At 56.5% G+C, this 21,962-nt stretch carries 21 protein-coding genes and 1 riboswitch; of the genes, 20 read left to right on the top strand and 1 reads right to left on the bottom strand.

Features of this window, described 5'->3' with window-relative positions:
- Positions 1–261 precede the first annotated feature (261 nt).
- From FGQ86_RS13960 to FGQ86_RS14045, 19 genes are all read left to right on the top strand, one after another.
- Entirely contained in the window at positions 262–1,086 is an 825-nt protein-coding gene (locus FGQ86_RS13960) for a DUF5685 family protein (RefSeq protein WP_033126925.1), read from the top strand.
- Complete coding sequence (locus FGQ86_RS13965; protein ID WP_242842877.1) at positions 1,046–2,323, top strand: Hsp70 family protein; 1,278 nt, start codon at positions 1,046–1,048, stop codon at positions 2,321–2,323. Before FGQ86_RS13960 ends, FGQ86_RS13965 begins: the two co-directional genes overlap by 41 nt.
- A 69-nt stretch (positions 2,324–2,392) precedes the next feature.
- Positions 2,393–2,617, top strand: coding sequence for a hypothetical protein (locus FGQ86_RS16535; protein ID WP_052084180.1), 225 nt, complete (start codon positions 2,393–2,395; stop codon positions 2,615–2,617).
- A 208-nt stretch (positions 2,618–2,825) separates the two neighbouring features.
- Positions 2,826–4,136, top strand: coding sequence for a phenylacetate--CoA ligase (locus FGQ86_RS13970; protein ID WP_138304756.1), 1,311 nt, complete (start codon positions 2,826–2,828; stop codon positions 4,134–4,136).
- 1 nt (position 4,137) lies between these two features.
- A complete protein-coding gene (gene iorA, locus FGQ86_RS13975; protein ID WP_033126927.1) occupies positions 4,138–5,892 on the top strand; it encodes an indolepyruvate ferredoxin oxidoreductase subunit alpha in 1,755 nt (584 codons plus the stop codon).
- A complete protein-coding gene (locus FGQ86_RS13980) occupies positions 5,892–6,470 on the top strand; it encodes an indolepyruvate oxidoreductase subunit beta (RefSeq protein WP_033126928.1) in 579 nt (192 codons plus the stop codon). The genes iorA and FGQ86_RS13980 overlap by 1 nt, the downstream gene beginning before the upstream one ends.
- 36 nt (positions 6,471–6,506) lie before the next feature.
- Entirely contained in the window at positions 6,507–6,926 is a 420-nt protein-coding gene (locus FGQ86_RS13985; RefSeq protein WP_138304758.1) for an ACT domain-containing protein, read from the top strand.
- Between the two features lie 42 nt (positions 6,927–6,968).
- Positions 6,969–8,300: a phenylacetate--CoA ligase gene (locus FGQ86_RS13990; protein ID WP_138304760.1), complete on the top strand. Its 1,332-nt coding sequence runs from the start codon at positions 6,969–6,971 to the stop codon at positions 8,298–8,300.
- 16 nt (positions 8,301–8,316) lie between these two features.
- Positions 8,317–8,760 carry an amino acid-binding protein gene (locus tag FGQ86_RS13995; protein ID WP_138304762.1) on the top strand — a complete coding sequence of 148 codons (444 nt, stop codon included), beginning with the start codon at positions 8,317–8,319 and terminating at the stop codon, positions 8,758–8,760.
- A gap of 119 nt (positions 8,761–8,879) precedes the next feature.
- Positions 8,880–8,977, top strand: a riboswitch (glycine riboswitch).
- 114 nt (positions 8,978–9,091) lie between these two features.
- Positions 9,092–10,180, top strand: a complete 1,089-nt coding sequence (gene gcvT, locus FGQ86_RS14000; RefSeq protein WP_138304764.1) for a glycine cleavage system aminomethyltransferase GcvT — start codon at positions 9,092–9,094, stop codon at positions 10,178–10,180.
- Between the two features lie 69 nt (positions 10,181–10,249).
- The gene (gene gcvH / locus FGQ86_RS14005) at positions 10,250–10,633 is read left to right on the top strand and encodes a glycine cleavage system protein GcvH (RefSeq protein ID WP_033126933.1); all 384 of its coding nucleotides are present in this window, start codon (positions 10,250–10,252) and stop codon (positions 10,631–10,633) included.
- Between the two features lie 41 nt (positions 10,634–10,674).
- A complete protein-coding gene (gcvPA, locus tag FGQ86_RS14010; RefSeq protein ID WP_138304766.1) occupies positions 10,675–11,985 on the top strand; it encodes an aminomethyl-transferring glycine dehydrogenase subunit GcvPA in 1,311 nt (436 codons plus the stop codon).
- A 3-nt stretch (positions 11,986–11,988) separates the two neighbouring features.
- A complete protein-coding gene (gene gcvPB, locus FGQ86_RS14015; RefSeq protein ID WP_138304768.1) occupies positions 11,989–13,431 on the top strand; it encodes an aminomethyl-transferring glycine dehydrogenase subunit GcvPB in 1,443 nt (480 codons plus the stop codon).
- Entirely contained in the window at positions 13,428–14,426 is a 999-nt protein-coding gene (locus FGQ86_RS14020; RefSeq protein WP_138304770.1) for a lipoate--protein ligase, read from the top strand. The genes gcvPB and FGQ86_RS14020 overlap by 4 nt, the downstream gene beginning before the upstream one ends.
- 23 nt (positions 14,427–14,449) lie before the next feature.
- Complete coding sequence (gene lpdA, locus FGQ86_RS14025; RefSeq protein ID WP_138304772.1) at positions 14,450–15,856, top strand: dihydrolipoyl dehydrogenase; 1,407 nt, start codon at positions 14,450–14,452, stop codon at positions 15,854–15,856.
- 29 nt (positions 15,857–15,885) lie between these two features.
- The gene (locus tag FGQ86_RS14030) at positions 15,886–16,515 is read left to right on the top strand and encodes a cyclodeaminase/cyclohydrolase family protein (protein ID WP_347562524.1); all 630 of its coding nucleotides are present in this window, start codon (positions 15,886–15,888) and stop codon (positions 16,513–16,515) included.
- Positions 16,516–16,560: 45 nt separating this feature from the next.
- Positions 16,561–17,424 (top strand): tetrahydrofolate dehydrogenase/cyclohydrolase catalytic domain-containing protein, encoded by an 864-nt coding sequence (locus tag FGQ86_RS14035; protein WP_033126938.1) that lies wholly within the window; start codon positions 16,561–16,563, stop codon positions 17,422–17,424.
- Between the two features lie 136 nt (positions 17,425–17,560).
- A complete protein-coding gene (locus FGQ86_RS14040; RefSeq protein ID WP_207742322.1) occupies positions 17,561–19,138 on the top strand; it encodes a DUF1538 domain-containing protein in 1,578 nt (525 codons plus the stop codon).
- A gap of 14 nt (positions 19,139–19,152) precedes the next feature.
- Positions 19,153–19,845, top strand: coding sequence for a P-II family nitrogen regulator (locus FGQ86_RS14045; protein ID WP_033126939.1), 693 nt, complete (start codon positions 19,153–19,155; stop codon positions 19,843–19,845).
- A 193-nt stretch (positions 19,846–20,038) separates the two neighbouring features.
- Here the strand turns inward: FGQ86_RS14045 and FGQ86_RS14050 are convergent, their stop codons facing one another.
- Positions 20,039–20,239, bottom strand: a complete 201-nt coding sequence (locus FGQ86_RS14050; RefSeq protein WP_033126940.1) for a cold shock domain-containing protein — start codon at positions 20,237–20,239, stop codon at positions 20,039–20,041.
- 258 nt (positions 20,240–20,497) lie between these two features.
- Between FGQ86_RS14050 and FGQ86_RS14055 the strand changes: the two genes are divergently transcribed.
- Positions 20,498–21,910 carry an amidophosphoribosyltransferase gene (locus FGQ86_RS14055; protein WP_033126941.1) on the top strand — a complete coding sequence of 471 codons (1,413 nt, stop codon included), beginning with the start codon at positions 20,498–20,500 and terminating at the stop codon, positions 21,908–21,910.
- Positions 21,911–21,962 lie beyond the last annotated feature (52 nt).

Consider the following 21,962-nt stretch of genomic DNA (forward strand, 5'->3'; position numbering starts at 1 on the left):
AAAAGACGCAAAAAGTAACCCCTAATCCCCTCAAGATTGAGGGGTAGGGGAGTTGAAGTGTCGAAGACACTTTTTTATGTCTCTTTTTGCGGAGCGGGAGCAGGAGAAAAATAAAAAGACTGTGAAATCTATTAACTTTTTTGGGGTTTTGTTGAAACGGCCGGGAAAATGTGCCAAGTAATCCTTGGAAAACGATGGGCGAGGGCTTGTCATGGCTGTGGCCGGCAAGCTGTCTGCCGGCGGAAAGGATCGAAGAAATCTATGTTCGGATATATCGGATGTATAAAAGAAAATCTGGATGAGGATCAGCAGAAGCAGTATCAGAGTATTTACTGTGGACTGTGCAGGAGCCTAAAGGAGAGGTACGGGCAGATGGAGCGGATGTGTCTGTCCTACGATATGGCCTTTCTCATCCTCCTTCTGTCCTCCCTCTATGAGCCGGAGGAGAGGAGCGGGAGGTTCCGGTGCAGCGTCCATCCTCTCGGTGGGAGGGAGGAGACGAGGAACAGATTTACAGATTATGCGGCGGATATGACCATCATTTTGTCCTATTATAAATGCCGGGACGACTGGGAGGACGAGGGAAAGCGCGTTCAGCGCTGGTATGCCCGGTCCCTTGAAAAAAAGTGTGAGGAGCTGAAAATGCGGTATCCCAGGCAGTGGAGGGCTGTGGCTGAGGGGACGGCTGGTCTGGAAGCGGTGGAGAAGAAGGCGGCCCGGGAGTTTGACAGGGCCATCAACTGCTCCGGGCAGATGCTGTCAGAGCTCTTTGTCTGCGGGGAGGATTTCTGGAGCGACAGCCTGCGGACCTTTGGCTGCGAGATCGGCAGGTTCATCTATCTGATGGACGCGGCCATGGATTATGAAAAGGATGAGAAAAAGGGAAATTACAATCCTCTGTTCTATATGAGAAGAAAGCCGGAGGACATGAGGGAACTCATGGAGATCCCTCTGGGGAACGCCATGAGGATATTTGAGAAGCTTCCCCTTATCCAGGACGCTGCCCTCATGCGGCATATCCTGTACAGGGGCGTGTGGCAGCAGCATGACGACTCCCAGCGTAGTGGCTTTTACAAAGAAGGGTGAGCGGCTGGTAGGAGAGGCTGCCAGGCGGCAGGCCGTGACAAACCCGGACCGGACCATCAGCTCTGTGAAGCGCCACATGGGAACCGAGTGGAGCGTGCGCATTGACGGGACGGACTACAAGGCGCAGACCATCAGCGCCATGGTGCTGATGCAGCTGAAGGAGGACGCGGAGAAATTTCTGGGGGAGCCGGTGACAGAGGCGGTCATTACAGTGCCCGTCTACTTCAACAATATCCAGAGGCAGGCCACCAAGGACGCGGGACGGATCGCCGGCCTGAACGTAAAGCGCATCATCAACGAGCCCACAAGCGCGGCCATGTCCTACGGGCTGAACCACGGGGAGCCCCAGAAGGTGATGGTGTATGACCTGGGCGGCGATGACTTTGATGAGAGGATCAGCCAGTGGCTGGTGAGGCGCTTTAAGGAGGAGACAGGGGCAGACCTGTCCCGCGACTTCGGGGCCATGCAGCGGGTGAAGGACGCGGCGGAGCAGGCCAAAAAGGAGCTGTCCGCGTCGGAGAGCGCCCACATCACGCTCCCATATCTGACCCAGCACAGAGGGGAGATGCTGCACATGGATCTGACCCTCACAAGAGGACAGCTCCAGGAGCTCATAGGAGACCTCATTGAGCGCACGGCCCGGCCGGTGCGCGGCGCCCTCAGCGATGCGGGCATCGCCCCGGCGGAGCTTGGGAGAGTCCTCTTGGTGGGAGGCTCCACGAGAATTCCGGCTGTCCAGGAGAAGGAGCGGCTGCTGACGGAAAAAGAGCCCTCCAGGAACATCAACCCGGACGAGTGCGTGGCGAAAGGAGCGGCCATCCTGGGAAGCACCCTGGAAGGGAACAGTCTGGTGGCGGCAGGAACAGGCAAGAGCCTGCTCCTTCTGGACATGACCCCTCTGAGTCTGTCCATTGAGACTGTGGGCGGCGTGGCCACCCGCCTGATAGAGAGGAACACGACCCTTCCCACCCGGTATTCCAGGGTGTTCACAACAGCGGTTCCCTACCAGCGCTCCGTGGATATCCATGTGCTCCAGGGGGAGCGCCCCATGGCCAGGGACAACAAGACCATCGGCAAATTCAGGCTGAAGGGTATCAAGGCGGCTCCCGCCGGCGTGCCCCAGATCGAGGTCTCCTTTGACATTGACGCCAACGGCATCCTGAAGGTGTCTGCCCGGGATCTGGACACAGGGAAGCAGCAGTCCATCACCATTACCTCCAACGACAGCATGTCCTAGGATGAGATCCAGCAGGCCATCCGGGACGCCCGGGATTACGCCGGGCAGGATCAGACGAGAAAGGACGCGGTGGAGATCCTGGGAGAGGCCCGGAAGCTGATGGCGGAGACAGAGCGGAAGCTGAAGGAGAAGAAAAAAGACCTGGACAGAGGGACGAAAAAGCAGGTGAAGGGTGACGTGAACAGACTGAACAAGCTGACTATGAAGTGCCGCCTGGACAAGGTGACAGAGGAGCAGCTCGCGGAGATCCGGGAGGCTGTGCGCCAGCTCGAGGAGAGCGCCGGGAGTCTGTAGACGCTTGCTTAAATAATACTCCGGAGAGTCAGTTGTATTTCAACACTCTTTGGAGTATTATTTTCTTAAAACGAAAAGAGAAATCAGCAGGGGCCTTTCGGGCGGGGGATTTTAAATTTTTCGCAAATTAATGCTTTAACTTGCGAAAGTATTGTGCTATACTAAGGGAAGCACGACGCGGAAGCGTAAAATTGAAGGAGGAAATGTCATGATCTGGTCGAAGGAAGAGACCCTGCCAAGAGGCGAGATAGAAGCGATCCAGCTGAAGAAGCTGAAGGAGACGGTGCCCTATATTTATGAGAGGGTTGCTCCCTACCGCAGGAAAATGGACGAGGCAGGGGTGAAGCCGGAGGATATAAAGACACTGGCGGATCTGACGAAGCTGCCCTTTACATACAAAGCGGATTTCAGAGACAACTACCCCATGGGGCTTTTTGCCGTGGACAAGAAGGAGCTGGTCAGGTTCCACGCCAGCTCAGGGACCACAGGAAAGCCCACGGTGGTGGGATACACAAGGAATGACCTGGACATGTGGCTGGAAAACGTGGCCCGCATCGCCTGTATGGGCGGCGCCACAGCCGATGACGTGGCCCAGATTTCCTTTGGATACGGGACCTTCACAGGGGCCCTGGGACTCCATGGAGGTCTTGAGAAGATCGGCGCGTCTGTCATTCCCATGTCTTCGGGAAACACGAAGAAGCAGATCATGTTCCTGCAGGATATGGGCGTGACCCTTCTGGTGGCCACCCCCTCCTATGCGCTCCACCTGGGGGAGGAGATACGGGCGAGAGGCCTGGACCTGGAGAAGGATCTGAAGGTGCACATCGGTCTCTTCGGAGGCGAGGGCATGACGGAGCCCATGCGGGATGAGATGCACAAGGTGTGGGGCCAGCGCTTTCTGTGCACCCAGAACTACGGCATGAGCGAGCTGTGCGGCCCGGGCGTGGCCGGAGAGTGCGAGGAGCTTGTGGGCATGCATGTCAACGAGGACTGGTTTATCCCGGAGATCATCGACCCAAAGACAGAGGAGGTGCTGCCTCCCGGAGAGAGAGGCGAGCTGGTGGTCACCTGTCTCGGGAAAGAGGCGCTGCCCCTTGTGCGCTACCGGACAGGGGATATGACAAGGCTCATGTATGAGCCCTGCAGATGCGGAAGGACGACCGTGCGCATGGAGAACATCTCCGGCCGGGCGGACGACATGCTGGTCATCAGAGGCGTGAATGTATTCCCGACCCAGATCGAGGAGGTGCTGCTCCAGATACCGGAGATCGGACCCCACTACGAGATACTGGTGGAGAGAAAGAACCGGCTGGATGTCATGACCATCACCGTGGAGCTGGTGGACGACAGGCTGCTTGACAGCTACGCGCAGCTCAGCGAGCTGGAGATGAAGATCAGGAAGGGACTGAAGTCCCAGCTGGGCCTTGCCACCCAGATCAAGCTGGTGGCTCCCTACTCCCTGAAGCGGTTTGAGGGAAAGGCAAAGAGAGTGACAGATTTGAGAAAGGATGGACTGTAAAATGTCAGAGTCAAAGAGAGTGATCATGCTCGGCAATGAGGCCATTGCCAGAGGCGCCTACGAGGCGGGAGTGAAGGTGTCAGCCGCCTACCCGGGCACGCCGAGCACGGAGATAAGCGAATATCTTGTACAGTACAGAGACGACCTGTACTGCGAGTGGTCTCCCAACGAGAAGGTGGCCACAGAGGTGGCTATCGGCGCCTCCATAGCGGGGACGAGAGCTATGTCCTGTATGAAGCACGTGGGCTTTAACGTGGCGGCAGACCCGGCCTACACCGTCTCCTACATGGGAGTGAACGGGGGCCTTGTCATCGTGGTGGCCGACGATCCGGGACTTTACAGCTCCCAGAACGAGCAGGACACAAGGATGGTGGCAAGGGCGGCCCACCTGCCGGTGCTGGAGCCCTCCGACAGCGCGGAGGCAAAGGAGTTCATGAAGCTGGCCTTTGACCTGAGCGAGCAGTTTGACCGGCCCTTCGTGTACCGGACCACTACCCGGCTGGCCCACTCCCAGGGGCTGGTAGAGCTGTGTGAGAGAGAGGAAGTGCCGGATAAGCCCTACGAGAGAGACCCGGCCAAGAACGTCATGATGCCAGGCAACGCGAAGGGGCGCCATGTGGTCATCGAGAGGCGGATGGAGGAGCTGGCTGAGGCAGCCAACACACTTTCCATCAACAGGGTGGAGATGAACGATACGAAGATCGGCGTCATCACAAGCGGTATTCCCTACCAGTATGTAAAAGAAGTGCTGCCGGAGGCATCCGTGCTGAAACTTGGCATGGTCAATCCTCTGCCGAGAAAGCTGATCGAGGACTTTGCGTCAAAGGTGGAAACGCTCTATATCGTGGAGGAGCTGGATCCGGTGATCGAGGAGCAGGTGAAGTCCTGGGGCATTAAAGCCATCGGCAAGGAGATCTTTACCGTGCAGGGCGAGTACAGCGCCAATATGCTCAGGGAAGCCATCCTCCATGAGGACCTGCAGCTTGATGCGCCGGCCCAGGTGCCGGGACGCCCGCCTATCCTCTGCCCGGGATGTCCCCACCGCAGCGTCTATTATGTGCTGAACAAGCTGAAGATACACGGGGCAGGCGATATCGGATGCTATACGCTGGGAGCGGTAGCGCCGCTGAGCGTGGTGGACACCACCGTCTGTATGGGTGCCAGCATTTCCACTCTCCACGGAATGGAAAAGGCGAAGGGCAAAGACTATATTAAAAACTGGGTAGCCGTCATCGGCGACTCCACATTTTTACATACAGGTGTCAATTCCCTCATGAACATGATGTACAACAAGGCCACGGGAACGGTGATCATCCTGGACAATTCCACCACCGGAATGACAGGACATCAGGACCACGCGGCCACGGGCAAGACGCTCCAGGGCGACCCCACCTACGCCATCGACATCCCGGGACTTTGCCGGGCACTGGGCGTGAAGCACGTGCAGGAGATCAATGCTCTGGACATTGACACTCTGGAGAAGGCCATCAGGGAAGAGGTGGCAAGGGACGAGGTGTCGGTCATCATCACAAAGACCCCCTGTGTGCTCCTGTCCAAGGCGAAGAAGCCTCTCTACACTGTACATGCGGACAAATGCAAGAAGTGCGGCATGTGCATGAAACCGGGATGTCCGGCCATGACGAGAAACGAAGACGGAACCATCCATATTGACGATACGATGTGCACCGGATGCGGACTGTGTCAGTCGCTGTGCAAATTCGGGGCGATCGAACTGGTAAAGGAAGGTGACAGATAATGGCAGTAAAAAATATTATGATCGTAGGCGTGGGCGGCCAGGGGACCCTGCTCACCAGCCGTGTCCTGGGAGGGCTGGCCATCGCCGGGGGCTATGACGTGAAGCTGTCCGAGGTGCACGGTATGGCCCAGAGGGGCGGAAGCGTTGTCACCTTTGTGCGCTACGGAGACAAGGTGGCGGAGCCCATCGTGGAGGAAGGGCAGGCGGACGTGATCATCGCCTTCGAGAGACTGGAGGCCATGCGGTACGCCCATTTCCTCAAAAAGGACGGGGCCCTTGTAGTCAATGACTGGAGGATAGACCCCATGCCTGTCGTGATCGGCAGCGCCAGCTATCCGGAGGGCATCCTGGAGGAGCTGGGGAAGACCCACAAGGTGTACGCGGTCAACGCCACGGAGGAGTCCAAGAGGCTGGGCAATCCAAAGGTGTTCAACATGATCGTGCTGGGCGTGGCGGCGCAGCACATGGATTTCAGCAAGGAGGACTGGTACAGGGTCATTGAAAATACAGTGCCGCCAAAGACAATAGATATCAACAGGAAGGCATTTGACACAGGATATCACCTTACTGCAAGATGATATAGATTTTAAGGACCAGAAAAAAGGAGGTGTCACATGATCAAGCAGCTATCAGTTTTCGTGGAGAATAAGCCGGGCAGCCTGATGGAGGTCACATCAAAGCTCACAGAAGCGCACATCAACATCCGGGCCGTCGCGTCTTTTGATACTCCGGAGTTTGGGATCCTTCGTCTCGTAGTCGATAAGCCAACAGAGGCGAAGGGTTATCTCACTGAGAGGGGATTTGTCGTGCGTGTGAACGATGTCATCGGCGCAGAGCTGGAGGACAGAAAAGGCAATCTCAATCAGATGTTGGCAGTACTTGCAGAAAACCGCATAAATGTGCGCTACATCTATTCATTTGTAATCCGCGAAGGACGCGCTCCGGTTCTGGTTTTCAGCACCGACGATTATGAGAAAGCAGCTTCCATTCTTAAGGATGCAGGTGTGAAGATGGTAGACGAGTCAGACCTGTAGGTCTGGCTGCGCCAAAAGTATTAAGAATAGGAGTAAAAGAAAATGGCAGGAGTATCATTAGAGAATTGGCAGGAGAGGATCAGGGATCCGAAGATTGAGTGTATGAGCAGGGATGAGATGAGCGCCCTGCAGAGTGAAAAGCTTGTTAAGCAGGTAAAGAGGGTGTATGAGAACGTGCCTTTTTACCGGAAAAAGATGCAGCAGAAGGGCGTGGAGCCCGGCGACATCAAGGGGATAGAGGACATCGGAAAGCTGCCCTTCACCACAAAGGAGGACCTGAAGGAGAATTACCCATTTGGACTGCTGGCAGTTCCACAGAGCGAGATCGTGCGCGTGCAGGGGACGTCCGGGACAACAGGAAAGCTGACCATCGCGTCCTACACAAAATATGATACAGAGGTGTGGGGAGAATGTGTGGCAAGAGGTCTTACAATGGCCGGCCTTACAAACGAGGACCGTATCCATGTCTGCTACGGCTACGGGCTGTTCACAGGGGGAATGGGCCTTGACTACGGCGCCATGGCCCTGGGCGCGATGGCCATCCCCATGTCTGCGGGAAATACCAAGCGCCAGATGATGTGTATGGAGGATATGGGAGCCACCGCATTTGCCTGCACTCCGTCCTACGCCCTCTATCTGGCCGAGTCCATCCAGGAGGCAGGCCTTGTGGATCACATGCAGCTGAAGGCCGGCATCCACGGCGCGGAGCCCTGGACGGAGGAGATGAGGAAGAAGATCGAGGATATTCTCCACATCAACTGCTTTGACATTTACGGTCTCTGCGAGGTGACCGGGCCGGGCGTTGCTCTGGACTGCATCCACCACGAAGGACTTCACGTATACGAGGATCACTTCTATCCGGAGCTGATCAACCCTGCCACCTATGAGCCCTGCGCGGACGGTGAGACAGGAGAGCTGGTATTTACCACCCTCTCCAAGGAGGGCATGCCCCTGATCCGGTACCGCACAAAGGACCTGACAAGCATGACCCACGGTACCTGCAAGTGCGGAAGAACGCTTGCGAGGATCCACAAGTTCACAGGGCGCACCGATGATATGAAGGTCATCCGCGGCGTCAATGTATTCCCGACTCAGGTGGAGACAGCCCTGCTGTCCATGGGCGGCGGCGTAGCGCCTCACTATCTGATGATCGTGGACAGAGAGAACAACATGGATGTGCTCACTGTCATGGTGGAAGTGGACGAGAGATATTTCTCCGACGAAATCCGCAAGCTGGATGAGCTGAAGAACAAAGTGGCAGCAGTACTGAAACAGGCGCTTGGCGTGTCTGTGCGCGTGAAGCTGGTGGAGCCCAAGACCATCCAGAGAAGCGAGGGCAAGGCAAAGCGTGTCATCGACAACAGGCAGATGTAAGAAGGAGGGGAATATCATGGGAATTAGTAATACAGTACAGCAGTTATCCGTATTTCTTGAGAACAGAGAGGGACGTCTGGACGAGGTGCTGGCGGCGCTGGCCAAGGGCGGCGTGAACATTGTGGCCCTCAGCCTGGCGGACACATCTGAGTATGGTATGCTCCGCATGATCGTGTCTGACCCCCACAAGGGCAGAGTCGTCCTGAAGGAGGAGGGGATCACAGCCATGCTCACGGACGTGGTGGCGCTGCGCGTTCCCCACGCCACAGGCTCCCTTTCCAAGGCTATGCACCAGCTTGTGGAGGGAGAGGTCAATATCGAGTACATGTACGCCTTTGCCAATGGAAGCGACGCGGCGGCAGTGCTGAAAAGCGACGAGCCGGGAAGAGTGATCGACATCCTGAAGGGAAGCGGCTTTGATGTGTATACTGCAGACGAGGCATACCGGGCTAACGTGTAAAAAACTGCAGAGTTGTGAAAAAATAGACAATTGTACGAAATGTCAAATAAAAAACAATTGTTGACAGAAAATTCACGGGCGGTTATAATAGAGCCAGATTTAATGAGACAAATGATCGGGTGAAGGATCCAAGAGAGACTGTCACATATATCTGAGGCAGCGCCGAAGGGGCAAGGGGACACTTGAAACTCTCAGGCAAAGGTATTGGGTTCGGACGAGGCTCTGGATGAACAGACAGGGAGAGACTGATTTCAAATGAAGGGGACAGTCTCTCCCTGTTTTATTTTATCTGTCTCTTAAATGTAAGTCCGGCAAAGGAGGAAAAGTAGGAATGGAATTGAAAACACCGCTCTATGAGGCGCATGTGAAGGCGGGCGGAAAGATCGTGCCCTTTGGGGGATACCTTCTCCCGGTACAGTACAAGGAAGGAGTGATCAAGGAGCACATGGCAGTGCGCGCCCAGGCGGGTCTCTTTGACGTGTCCCACATGGGAGAGATCCTCTGTCAGGGGAAGGACGCCCTGGCCAACCTGCAGATGATGCTGACCAACAATTTTGACAACCTGACGGACGGTCAGGCCAGATACAGCCCCATGTGCAATGAGCAGGGGGGCACGGTGGATGATCTGATCGTATACAAAAAGGGCGATGAGGATTATTTCATTGTAGTCAATGCGGCCAACAAGGACAAGGATTACCAGTGGATGCTGGACCATCAGTTCGGGGAAGTGACATTCACGGATGTGTCAGACCAGTACGCCCAGCTGGCTCTTCAGGGCCCGAAGGCCATGGAGATCCTGCGCAAGCTCGCCCCGGAGGAAAATATCCCGAAGAAATACTATCACGCTGTGTTTGACACGGAGGCCGCGGGTATTCCCTGTATCATCTCAAAGACCGGTTACACAGGCGAGGACGGGGTGGAGATCTACCTGGACAGCGCAAGGGCCCAGGAGATGTGGGACGCTCTTCTCGAGGCCGGGAAGGAGGAGGGACTCATCCCCTGCGGACTGGGAGCCAGAGACACTCTCCGGATGGAGGCAGCTATGCCCCTCTACGGCCACGAGATGGACGAACAGGTGACACCACTTGAGGCCGGCCTGGGATTTGCCGTGAAGATGACAAAGGAGGACTTTATCGGGAAGAAGGCTCTTGAGGAGAAGGGAGAACCGGCGAGAAAGCGCATTGGACTGAAGGTGACCGGCCGGGGCATCATAAGAGAACATCAGGATGTGTACCTGGGCGACCGGCTTATCGGCCACACTACATCCGGGACCCACTGTCCCTATCTGGGCTGCCCGGTGGCCATGGCCCTGGTGGACGCGGACTGTACCGAGCCGGGGACAAAGGTGGAGGCAGACGTGAGAGGACGCCGGGTGGAGGCCCAGATCGTACCCCTTCCGTTTTACAAGAGAAGTAAGTAGGATAACAGAGATATAAAGAGAGCAACAGGAGAAACAAACAGAGCATAGAGAGTGAAAGGAGAAAAGATCATGGAATTAAGAGAGGGACTGCTGTATTCAAAATCACACGAGTGGGTAAAAGAGGAGGGCGAGGAGGTCCTCATCGGACTGACAGACTACGCCCAGTCTGAGCTGGGGGATCTTGTGTTCGTCAATCTCCCGGAGGAGGGCGACGAGGTAACTACCGGGGAGAGCTTCGCGGATGTGGAGTCTGTCAAGGCCGTGTCAGATGTGTACTCCCCTGTGACCGGCGTGGTGAGCGCTGTGAACGAGGAGCTTCTGGACGCGCCGGAGTCCATCAATGAGGCGCCCTACGATGCCTGGTTTGTCAGAGTCAAGGATATTTCTGACCGGGAGGAGCTGCTGACAGCGGCGGAGTATGAGGCGTTTGTGGAGAGCGAGAAGGACGCATAAGGGCATACGGGCAAAGGAGAAAAACAGAAGGAGGAAAATATATGGGAAGCTATGTGCCGAACACTCAGGAGGAACGGCAGGCAATGCTTGAGGCCGCCGGCTATGAGTCCATGGACGACCTGTTCCGGGATATCCCGGAGGAGGTGAAGCTGAAGGGCGGACTGAACATACCTGCAGGGCTTTCTGAGCTGGAAGTAAAGAGAAAGATGCAGTCCATTGCTGCAAAAAATAAAGTGTTCCCCACCATTTTCCGGGGAGCGGGGGCCTACCGCCACTATATCCCGGCCGTGGTGGGCAGCGTGACATCCAAGGAAAATCTCCAGACTGCCTACACCCCTTATCAGGCGGAGATCAGCCAGGGAATTCTCCAGTCTATCTTTGAGTATCAGACCATGATCTGCGACCTGACCGGGATGGACGTGTCCAACGCCTCTGTCTATGACGGCGCCTCAGCCGCGGCAGAGGGAGTGGCCATGTGCAGGGAGAGGAAGCGAGGCAAAGCCTACATATCTGCCGCCGTTCTCCCCTACACGCTGGAGACGGTAAAGACCTACTGCTTTGGAAACGGGATGGAGCTGGAGGTGATACCGGAAAAGGACGGCGTGACGGATGTGGAGTGGCTGAAGGAACGGCTGGCGGGGGAGACCGCCTGCGTTCTCATTCAGCACCCTAACTATTACGGAAACCTGGAGCCTGCAGAGGAGATCGGGGAGGCGGTCCACCAGGTAGGGGGCAAATTCATTATGAGCGTGAACCCTATTTCCCTTGGAATTATGAAGACGCCGGCCGAGTACGGGGCCGATGTAGCGGTGGGAGAGGGACAGCCCCTGGGGCTTCCTCTCGCCTTCGGAGGACCCTACCTGGGCTTTATGGCTGCCACCAGAGCCATGATGCGCAAGCTGCCTGGCAGGATCGTGGGACAGACGAAGGACCGGAACGGAAAGACCGGCTACGTGCTGACTCTCCAGGCCAGAGAGCAGCACATCCGCAGGGAGAAGGCGTCCAGCAACATCTGTTCCAATCAGGCTCTCTGCGCCCTGGCGGTGGGCGTCTACCTGACAGCCATGGGAAACGAGGGGCTTGAAAGAGCCGCCTCCTCCTGTATGTCCAAGGCCCACTACTTTGCAAAAAGGCTGGGAGAGGCCGGCTTTGAGCTGGAGAACAGGGGCGAGTTTTTCCACGAGTTCGTGACCGTGTCAGAAAAGGAGTCCGGCCGGGCGCTGCAGGCGCTGGAGGGGCATGGAATCCTGGGGGGACTTCCCCTGGACGATCACCGGATCCTCTGGTGCTGCACGGAGATGAACACAAAAGAAGAGATGGACGAGGCAGTCCGCATCCTGAAGGAGGTGTAAGGCATGTTAGTATTTGAAAAGAGCAGACCGGGCAGAGGATGCCTTGAGCTTCCTCCCTGCGATGTGGAGACAGTGGGCCTGCCGGAGGGAGACAGACGGGAGAAGAAGCTCCATCTGCCCGCCCTGTCCGAGGTGGAGATATCCCGGCACTACACGGAGCTTGCGAGGAAGACCCACGGGGTCAATGACGGCTTTTATCCCCTGGGCTCCTGTACAATGAAATACAATCCCAGGATCAACGAGGCGGTGGCCTCCCTTCCCGGATTTGCCGATATCCATCCTCTCCAGGGAGAGGACACGGTGCAGGGATGCATGGAGGTGCTGCACCTGGCGGAGAAATACCTGTGCGAGATCACCGGTATGGACCGCATGACCTTCCAGCCCGCGGCGGGGGCTCACGGTGAATTTACCGGGCTTCTCCTCATCAAGGCCTACCACGAGAGCAGAAAGGACAGCAAAAGGACCAAGATCCTCGTCCCCGACTCTGCCCACGGCACCAACCCGGCCAGCGCGGCCATGGCAGGCTACTCGGTGGTGACTATTCCGTCCAACGCAGAGGGCTGCGTGGACATTGAGAAGCTGCGGGAGGCAGCCGGGGCCGATGTGGCGGGCCTGATGCTGACCAACCCCAACACAGTGGGCCTGTTTGACAAAAATATCCTGGAGATCACAGATATCGTACACAAGTGCGGCGGACTGTGCTATTATGACGGGGCGAATCTGAACGCGGTCATGGGTACAGTGCGGCCGGGTGACATGGGCTTTGACGTGGTTCATCTGAACCTTCATAAGACCTTTTCCACGCCCCACGGCGGCGGCGGCCCGGGGAGCGGCCCGGTGGGATGCAGGGAGCTGCTGGCAGACTTCCTTCCCTCCGTGCTCGTGACGGGGGAGGCCCCCTACCGGTTTGAAAAGCCGTCCCGGAGCATAGGAGAGATGAAGAGCTTCTACGGCAATTTCCTTGTTGTGGTGAAGGCTCTCACCTACATCCTCACTCTGGGCAGAGAGGGCATTAAGGAGGCCAGCCAGAACGCGGTGCTGAACGCCAATTACATGAGATGTGCCCTGAAGGATCTGTACACCATGGCCTATGATGAGACCTGTATGCACGAGTTTGTCATGAGCCTTGCGGATCTGAAGAAGGAGACCGGTATCTCGGCTATGGATATTGCCAAGGGACTTCTGGACAACGGCATCCATCCGCCAACCATGTACTTCCCGCTGATCGTGGAGGAGGCCCTCATGGTGGAGCCCACGGAGACCGAGTCAAAGGAGAGGCTGGACGACGCCATCCAGGTGTTCCGCAGCCTGTATGAGATGGCAAAGACAGATCCGGAGAAGCTGCACGCGGCGCCTGTCACCACGCCGGTCACAAGGCTGGACGAGGTGGAGGCGGCCAGACATCCGGTCCTCACCTATGATTTCGGAGCAGAGGGAGAAGCATGATCGATACAATCAGATACACGGAGAGCAGGCAGTTTGTGCCCTACCACAATCTGGCTGTGGAAAAATATCTTCTGGAGACCTGCGGGGAGAGGGAGTGCATCCTGTATCTCTGGCAGAACCAGAGGACTGTCGTCATCGGGAGGAACCAGAACGCCTGGAAAGAGTGTAAGGTGAGCCGCCTCGAAGAGGACGGCGGGTATGTGGCCCGCCGCCTCTCCGGAGGCGGCGCTGTCTACCACGATCTGGGAAACCTGAATTTTACCTTTCTGGTGAGAAAGAAAAACTACAGTGTAGAAAAGCAGACCGAGGTGATCCTGCGGGCAGTCAAAGCCCTGGGCATCCCGGCCGTCCGGTCGGGGAGGAACGACCTTCTGGCAGACGGGCGGAAGTTCTCAGGGAACGCCTACTACGAGCAGGGGGATTACTGCTATCATCACGGCACGCTGATGGTGGACGTGGACAAGGAGGTGCTGGGGAACTATCTCACGGTGAACAGGGAGAAGCTGAAGTCCAAGGGGGTGGACTCTGTCCGTTCCAGGGTGGTGAACCTGAGAGAATTTGTCCCGGATCTGACGATAGAAAGGCTGAAGGCGGCCCTGCGGCAGGCCTTTGAGGAGGTGTACGGCCGGAGGAGCACTCCCCTGACAGAGGAGGAGCTGGACGGGGAGAGGCTGAAGGCCGACGAGGAGCGCTTTGCGTCCTGGGAGTGGAAATTCGGCCGCAGTCTGGAGTTCCAGTTTGAGCTGTCCCACCGGTTTTCCTGGGGGAGCCTTTCTCTGGAGCTCAAGGTGGACCAGGGGAAGGTGACAGACGCGGCGGTCTATTCCGACGCACTCAGGCCGGATTTTATCCTGGCTCTGCCCGCCTGTCTGAAGCATGCCAGGTACAGCAGGGAGGAGCTCTGCCGGCAGCTGGGCCTGTTCCATCCGGCTGACCCGGCTGAGACAGAGATGCTGCGGGATGTCATCCAGTGGATCGCTTCGGCGGATATATAGGAAAACAAGAGGAGAACAGGAAAATGGAAGAAAGATTTGATCTGATCATCATAGGCGCAGGCCCGGGGGGCTATGTGTGCGCCATCAAGGCCGCCAAGCTGGGACTTAAGACGGCTGTCGTGGAGGAGAGCCGGGCAGGCGGCACCTGCCTGAACCGGGGCTGTATTCCCGCCAAGGCCATGCTCCACGCCTCCGGGCTCTACCGGGAGATCCGCCAGGCTGAGCGGTTCGGGATAAAGGCAGAGGAAGCCAGCTATGACTTTGACAGGATACTGGCCTACAAGGAGGAGACTACAGATCAGCTGGTGCAGGGAGTGGAGCAGCTCTTTAAGGCCAACGCAGTGACCTGTCTGGAGGGCAGAGGAAAGCTCCTGCCGGGAAGACAGGTGGAAGTGGAGAAGGACGGGGAAAGGCAGGTGTACCAGGCGGAGCATGTGGTGCTGGCGGCCGGCTCCAGGCCTGTTATCCTGCCTATCCCGGGCATGGATCTGCCGGGCGTTCTGACAAGCGACGAGCTCTTCCGGCTGCGGGAGGTGCCGGAGAGCCTGGTCATCATCGGGGGAGGGGTCATCAGCGTGGAGTTCGCCACCATCTACTCCTCTCTTGGATGTAAGGTGACGATCCTGGAGGCCATGCCCCGGCTGGTGCCGAACATGGATAAGGAAATCTCCCAGAATTTAAAAATGGTCCTGAAGAAGAGAGGAGTGGATATCCACACCGGGGCGGCGGTCCGGTCTGTGGAGGAGGAGCCAGGGGGGCTTGTCTGCCGGTTTGAGGAGAAGGAAAAGGAGCAGACTGTCTCCGGACAGTATGTGCTCTGCGCCGTGGGGAGGCGGCCCGCCTCAGAGGGACTTTTCGGGGAGGGCGCGGTTCCGGACATGGAGCGGGGCCGTATCCTTGTGGACGAGAAGTTTGCCACAAGCATTCCCGGCGTCTACGCCATCGGGGATATGATCCCGGGTGCCCAGCTGGCCCACGCTGCCAGCGCACAGGGCATGGTTCTGGCGGAGCTGCTGGCGGGGCAGGAACCCTCCGTGGATCTGTCCGTTGTGCCGGGCTGCGTGTACACGGAGCCGGAGATCGCCTCGGCGGGGCTGGACGAGGAGACCGCCAAAGCGCAGGGAATTCCTGTGCGGACAGGAAAATTTATCATGAGCGCCAACGGGAAATCCCTCATCTCAAAGGAGGAGAGAGGATTTATCAAGGTGGTCGTTCACGAAGAGACAGAGGAGATACTGGGCGCTCAGATGATGTGCGGCCGGGCCACTGACATGATCGGTGAGTTTGTCAGTGCCATCTCCAACCATCTGACTGCCTCCCAGGTGCTCAGGGCCATGCGTCCCCATCCCACCTACAACGAGGGTGTGGCGGAGGCCCTGGAGGAGCTGGAGGGCGGAGCCATCCATGTGATGCCCAGAAAGAAGAGATAGACAGAGACAAAAAGAGAAGGAGAAGGATAATGATGATGCTGGAGATGAAGACTACAAAGTTTCTTGAGGAGCTGTCTTCCAAAGCCCCCGTGCCCGGGGGAGGGGGAGCCTCCGCGGCTGTGGGAGCCTTCGGGGCTGCCCTTGGCATGATGGTGGCAAACCTGACTGTGGGGAAAAAGAAATACGCGGCAGTGGAGGAGGAGATCCTGGCGGCCCTGGAGGAGCTGGAGAGGCTGCGGGACAGGCTGGTCACACTGACAGACCGGGATGCCCAGGCCTTTGAGCCCCTGTCCAGGGCCTACGGTCTCCCGAAAAACACAGAGGAGGAGAAGGCGGCCAGGGAGAAGATCATGGAGTCTGCCCTCTATGAGGCCAGCGTGGTCCCCATGGAGATCATGGAGACCGTGCTCTCCTCCATGGATCTGCTGGAGACGCTGGGGGAGAAGGGCAGCAGGCTGGCCCTAAGCGACGTGGGGGTGGGCATCCTCTTCGCCCAGGCGGCCCTGGAGGGTGCCTCCTTAAATGTCTTTATCAACACCCGCCTTATGAAGGACCGAAGCCAGGCGGAGGAGCTGAACGCCCGGGCTGACCGGATGATCGCAGAGGGGCGGGAGAAGAAAGGGCGTATTTACAGCCAGGTGCTTCAGAGTGTAAAATAAAGCGGTAATACAACATGCAGATTACAACACAGGAGGGACAAAAAGATGGGAACAGTGATGCTGGGAACCGAAGTGGCCAAGGCCATGAAGGAGCGCCTGATACAGAGGACAGAAGCGCTGAAGGAGAGAGGAACAGAGCCGAAGCTGGCGATCCTGCGGGTAGGGGCAAGGCCGGACGACCTCTCCTATGAGAGGGGAGCCAAAAAGAGAATGGAGCTGACAGGCATCGGCTGCCAGGTGGTGGAGCTTCCGGAGGATGTCTCCCAGAGAGAGCTGGAGGAGTCGCTAAAGTCGCTGAACAGGGACTCATCCGTGCACGGAATTCTTGTGCTGCGGCCTCTTCCCAGACACCTGGACGAGGAGCCTCTGACGCGGATCATCGATCCGGTCAAGGACGTGGACTGTATGAGCCCTGTCAACATAGCGAAGATCTTTTCCGGGGATGCCAGCGGCTATGCGCCCTGCACGCCGGAGGCGGTGATGGAGATGCTGGACCATTACGGCATTGACCCGAAGGGGAAGAAGGTGACTGTCATCGGAAGGAGCATGGTGGTGGGCAAGCCTCTGGCTATGCTGCTCCTTGGTCGGCATGCCACAGTCACCATCTGTCACACCAGGACAGCAGACCTTGCCGCGACGTGCCGGGATGCGGAGATACTGGTGGCCGCTGCGGGAAAGGCGAAAATGGTGGGCGCTTCCATGGCAGGGGAGGGCGCCGTCGTAGTGGATGTGGGCATCAACATGGACCCGGAGGGAAACCTGTGCGGGGACGTGGACTTTGAGGCGGTAGAGCCCAAGGCATCCTTTATCAGTCCCGTGCCCAGGGGCGTGGGGAGCGTCACCACTTCCGTGCTGGCCCAGCATGTAGTCCGGGCGGCGGAAACCCTGAGCGGACAAAAGAGAGTATAGAAAATACTGTATAGTCAGCGTAAAAAGGCGCGGGAGCGCTGCGGGCAGCCCGGTTGGATTTGACAGGGCTGCCTTTTCCATGTATAATTACTAATAAAGTTAGCAATTTGACACAGCAAAAGAAAGGAGACGATTTTTGAGCAGAGGCAGTACATCTTACACAGAAACAGGACACTATAAAATCGAATTGAAAGAAAGACTGAAGGAAAAGCTGAAAGAGGCTGTCAGCGCGGTACTCCCGATCATCATTATCGTGCTGGCGCTGTGTTTTACCATCGTTCCCATCTCGCCTGGCATTATGCTGGAATATATTATCGGAGCCGTGATGCTGGTGATCGGAATGATGTTTTTTACCCTGGGAGCTGAGATGGCCATGACTCCCATGGGAGAGCGGGTGGGAAGCAGCATGACTCGCTCCAGGAAGCTGTGGGTGATGGTTATCCTTGGCTTTGTCCTTGGCTTTATCATCACCGTGTCGGAACCGGATCTGCAGGTTCTGGCGGAACAGGTTCCGGCGGTTCCCAACATGGTGATCATCCTGGCCGTTGCCACCGGGGTGGGGATCTTCCTCGTTGTAGCGCTTCTGCGTATGCTGTTTGGCATTCCGCTGTCGCGCATGCTTGTATTCTTCTACGTGATCGTGTTTGCGCTGGCCGCGCTGACGCCGAAATCCTTCCTGGCCGTTGCCTTTGACTCGGGGGGAGTGACCACAGGGCCTATGACAGTACCCTTTATCATGGCTCTCGGTATCGGTATTGCCGCCATCCGAAGCGACCGGCACGCGGCGGACGACAGCTTTGGACTGGTAGCCCTCTGTTCCATCGGGCCCATTCTGGCTGTGCTCATCCTGGGGCTGATCTTTGAGACAGACGGCGGAGCCTACAGCATGTCTTCCATCACGGAGGTGGAGAACTCTGTAGAGCTGGGACAGCTGTTTTTACACGCGCTTCCGGAATATTTTGGAGAGATCGCGGTTTCACTTCTGCCGATCGTTGTATTTTTCGGATTATTCCAGTTTTTTTCACTGAAACTGAAGAAGCGTCCCCTGATCAAGATCTTAGTGGGACTTTTCTATACGTACATTGGCCTGGTGCTGTTTTTGACAGGCGTGAACGTGGGATTTATGCCTGCGGGAAATTATCTGGGCCAGATGATCGCGGCGCTGCCCTACCGGTGGATCATCATTCCCATCGGCATGGTGATCGGCTACTTTATCGTCATGGCGGAGCCCGCTGTGTACGTGCTGACAAAGCAGGTGGAGGAGCTGACAGACGGGGCTATCGAGGGAAAGGTCATGAAGACCGGACTTTCCATCAGTGTGGCTGTATCCGTGGGACTTGCCATGCTGCGGGTGCTGACGGGCATTTCAATTTTTTATCTGCTGGTGCCCGGCTATGTGGCGGCGATTCTTCTGTCCTTCTTTGTGCCGAAGATCTTTACGGCGGTTGCCTTTGACTCGGGCGGAGTGGCCTCCGGCCCTATGACAGCCACCTTCCTTCTGCCCTTTGCCACAGGGGCCTGCCTCTCCGTGGGGGGAGACATTGTGGCGGATGCCTTTGGCGTGGTGGCTATGGTGGCCATGACTCCCCTCATCACCATACAGGTGATCGGGCTGATCTACAAACTGCAGGAAAAACGCGCCGATGCCGCCGCGGCAGCCGGCCAGGTCGTATCCCTGGATGCCTATGCGGATGACGCGATCATTGAATTATAGGGAAGGATGGAAGTATGAGCGAAGTATATATGATGGTGACCATCACGGACAGGAAAGACGCCGCGTCCTTTCTGGAGTTCTATAAGGAGAAGAACGCGGACGCCCAGATCGTTACCCTGGGCAGAGGCACGGCAAACAGCGAGGTGCTGGACTACCTGGGGCTTGAGGACGCGGAGAAGACGGTTTCTCTTTGTGTTGTCACGGACACAGTCTGGAGAACGCTGAAAAGAGGACTCAGACAGAAGTTCCAGATCGATGTGCCGGGGACAGGCATCGCCTTTATCGTGCCTGTGAGCAGCATCGGAGGCAAGAGAGAGCTGCTGTTTTTACTGGAAAACCAGAATTTTGAGAAAGGTGAGGAGACGACATTGAAGGATACAGCGCATGAACTTTTAGTTGTGATCGCAAATCAGGGCTACAATGAAATGGTGATGGACGCAGCCAGGAGCGCCGGGGCGGCGGGAGGCACGGTCCTTCACGCAAAGGGAACCGGCATGAAGAGGGCTGAAAAGTTTCTGGGCGTATCCATTGTCTCTGAGAAGGAGCTGGTGCTGATCGTCACAAAGACGGAGAATAAAAATGCTATTATGCGGGCTGTCATGGAGAAGGCGGGAATGGAGACAAAGGCAAAGGCCATCGTGTTCTCCCTCCCGGTGACAGACACGGCGGGCCTCCGCCTGATCGAGGAGGAGGACACGGACGAGTAGTCAGAGGATGACAGACAGCAAAACGCTGCCCGGGCAGGCCGGATAGGAAATCCGGCGGCCCGGGTAGCGTTTTGCTTTTGCGCCTGGCGCAGTGTGTCTAATCGCATTCGCATGTATTGCTTTTAAATATCTAAATGAAATTGCCGTTTATATAAATAAAAGGTACATCTTATTCCGATTAATGCTTTTTCTGTTACAGCTTGACAACATTGACAGCCTGCGGTCCTTTTGTGCCTTCCGTCACCTCAAATTCTACGGCCTGGCCTTCTTCGAGGGATTTGAAACCATCCATCAGAAGTCCGGAGTAGTGGACGAAGATGTCGTTGCCCTCTTCGTCAGAGATGAAGCCATAGCCCTTCTGATTGTTGAACCACTTTACAGTACCTTTGTTCATATGCTACCTCCATATAAATGAAATAAAAAATAAAAGGTTCATAAATCTACAGAATTGTCTGTAAATTTACTCTGACAGCGTAGCATAAATCATGAAAAAAGTCAATCGATATGACAGAAATATACAGAAAATTCTCATAAAATAGATATTCGGCTGTACAATTCGGCTTGTATATAGAGGGCAAATCATTTATAATGGAAAAGTATCTATTAAAGTAACTGTATTGGATAAACTATTGTTGAACAGGAGGAAAAGTACATGGGAGGACTTTTCGGTGTGGCGTCCAGGAAGGACTGTATGCTGGAACTTTTTTACGGGGTGGATTACCACTCCCATCTGGGGACAAGGAGAGGCGGCATGGCCGCCCACGGGGAGGACGGCTTCTGCCGGGCCATCCACAATATAGAGAACGCTCCGTTTCGCACAAAGTTTGAGCGGGATGTGGAGGAGATGAAGGGAAATCTGGGCATTGGCTGCATCTCGGACTACGAGCCGCAGCCTCTGCTCATACAGTCCCATCTGGGCAGCTTTGCCATCGCCACGGTGGGCAAGATCAACAACCTGGACGCGATCCTGGAGAAGGCTTACAACGAGGGGCATTCCCATTTCCAGGAGATGAGCGGCGGCCTCATCAACGCCACGGAGCTGGTGGCGTCCCTGATCTGCAGAAAGGGATCCTTCACGGAGGGGATCCGCTATGCTCAGGAGACCATAGACGGCTCTCTGACCATGCTGGTCATGACAAAGGAGGGCATCTACGCGGCGAGGGATATCATGGGGAGGACGCCCCTTGTGATCGGGCAGAAGGAGGGGGCCTATTGCGTCTCCTTTGAGAGCTTTGCCTACATCAACCTGGGATACACCGACTGCAGGGAGCTGGGCCCCGGGGAGATCGCCTACATCACGCCGGAGGGAGTGGAGACAGTCCTGCCTCCGGGGGATAAGATGAAAATCTGCTCCTTTTTGTGGGTATACTATGGATACCCCACATCCTCCTACGAGGGAGTCAATGTGGAGGCTATGAGATACAGATGCGGAAGCATGCTGGCAAAGCGGGACAACGGCTCTGTCCAGCCGGATATTGTGGCCGGCGTGCCCGACTCCGGCGTGGCCCACGCCATCGGCTACTCCAATGAGTCCGGCATCCCCTACGCCCGTCCTTTTATCAAGTACACGCCCACATGGCCCCGGTCCTTTATGCCTCAGAACCAGAGCCAGAGAAATCTCATCGCACGGATGAAGCTTATACCGGTGCGGGAGCTGATCGAGGACAAGAAGCTGCTCCTTATCGATGACTCCATCGTCAGGGGGACCCAGCTTCGGGAGACAACGGAATTCCTGTACAAGAGCGGCGCAAAGGAGGTGCATGTGCGCCCCGCCTGCCCGCCCCTTGTGTACGGCTGTAAATATCTGAATTTCTCCCGGACCAAATCAGAGCTGGAACTGATCACCAGGAGAGTCATCCGTGAGAAGGAGGGGGAGAACTGTCCGGAGGAGGTACTGGAGGAGTACACCGATCCGGATTCCTGCCGCTACGCGCAGATGATCGAGGCGATCCGGAAGGAGCAGAATTTCACCACCCTGCGGTACCACCGCCTGGACGATCTATTGGCCTCCATCGGCATAGAGCCGTGTAAGGTATGTACCTACTGCTTTAACGGAAAAGAATAGATCCGATCTGAGAAAACATCATAGCAAAAACAACAAGACGAGAGGAGAACAT

The organism is Clostridium sp. BSD2780061688st1 H5 (assembly GCF_005845155.1).
GTDB classification, from domain to species: Bacteria; Bacillota; Clostridia; order Lachnospirales; family Lachnospiraceae; genus Claveliimonas; species Claveliimonas intestinigallinarum.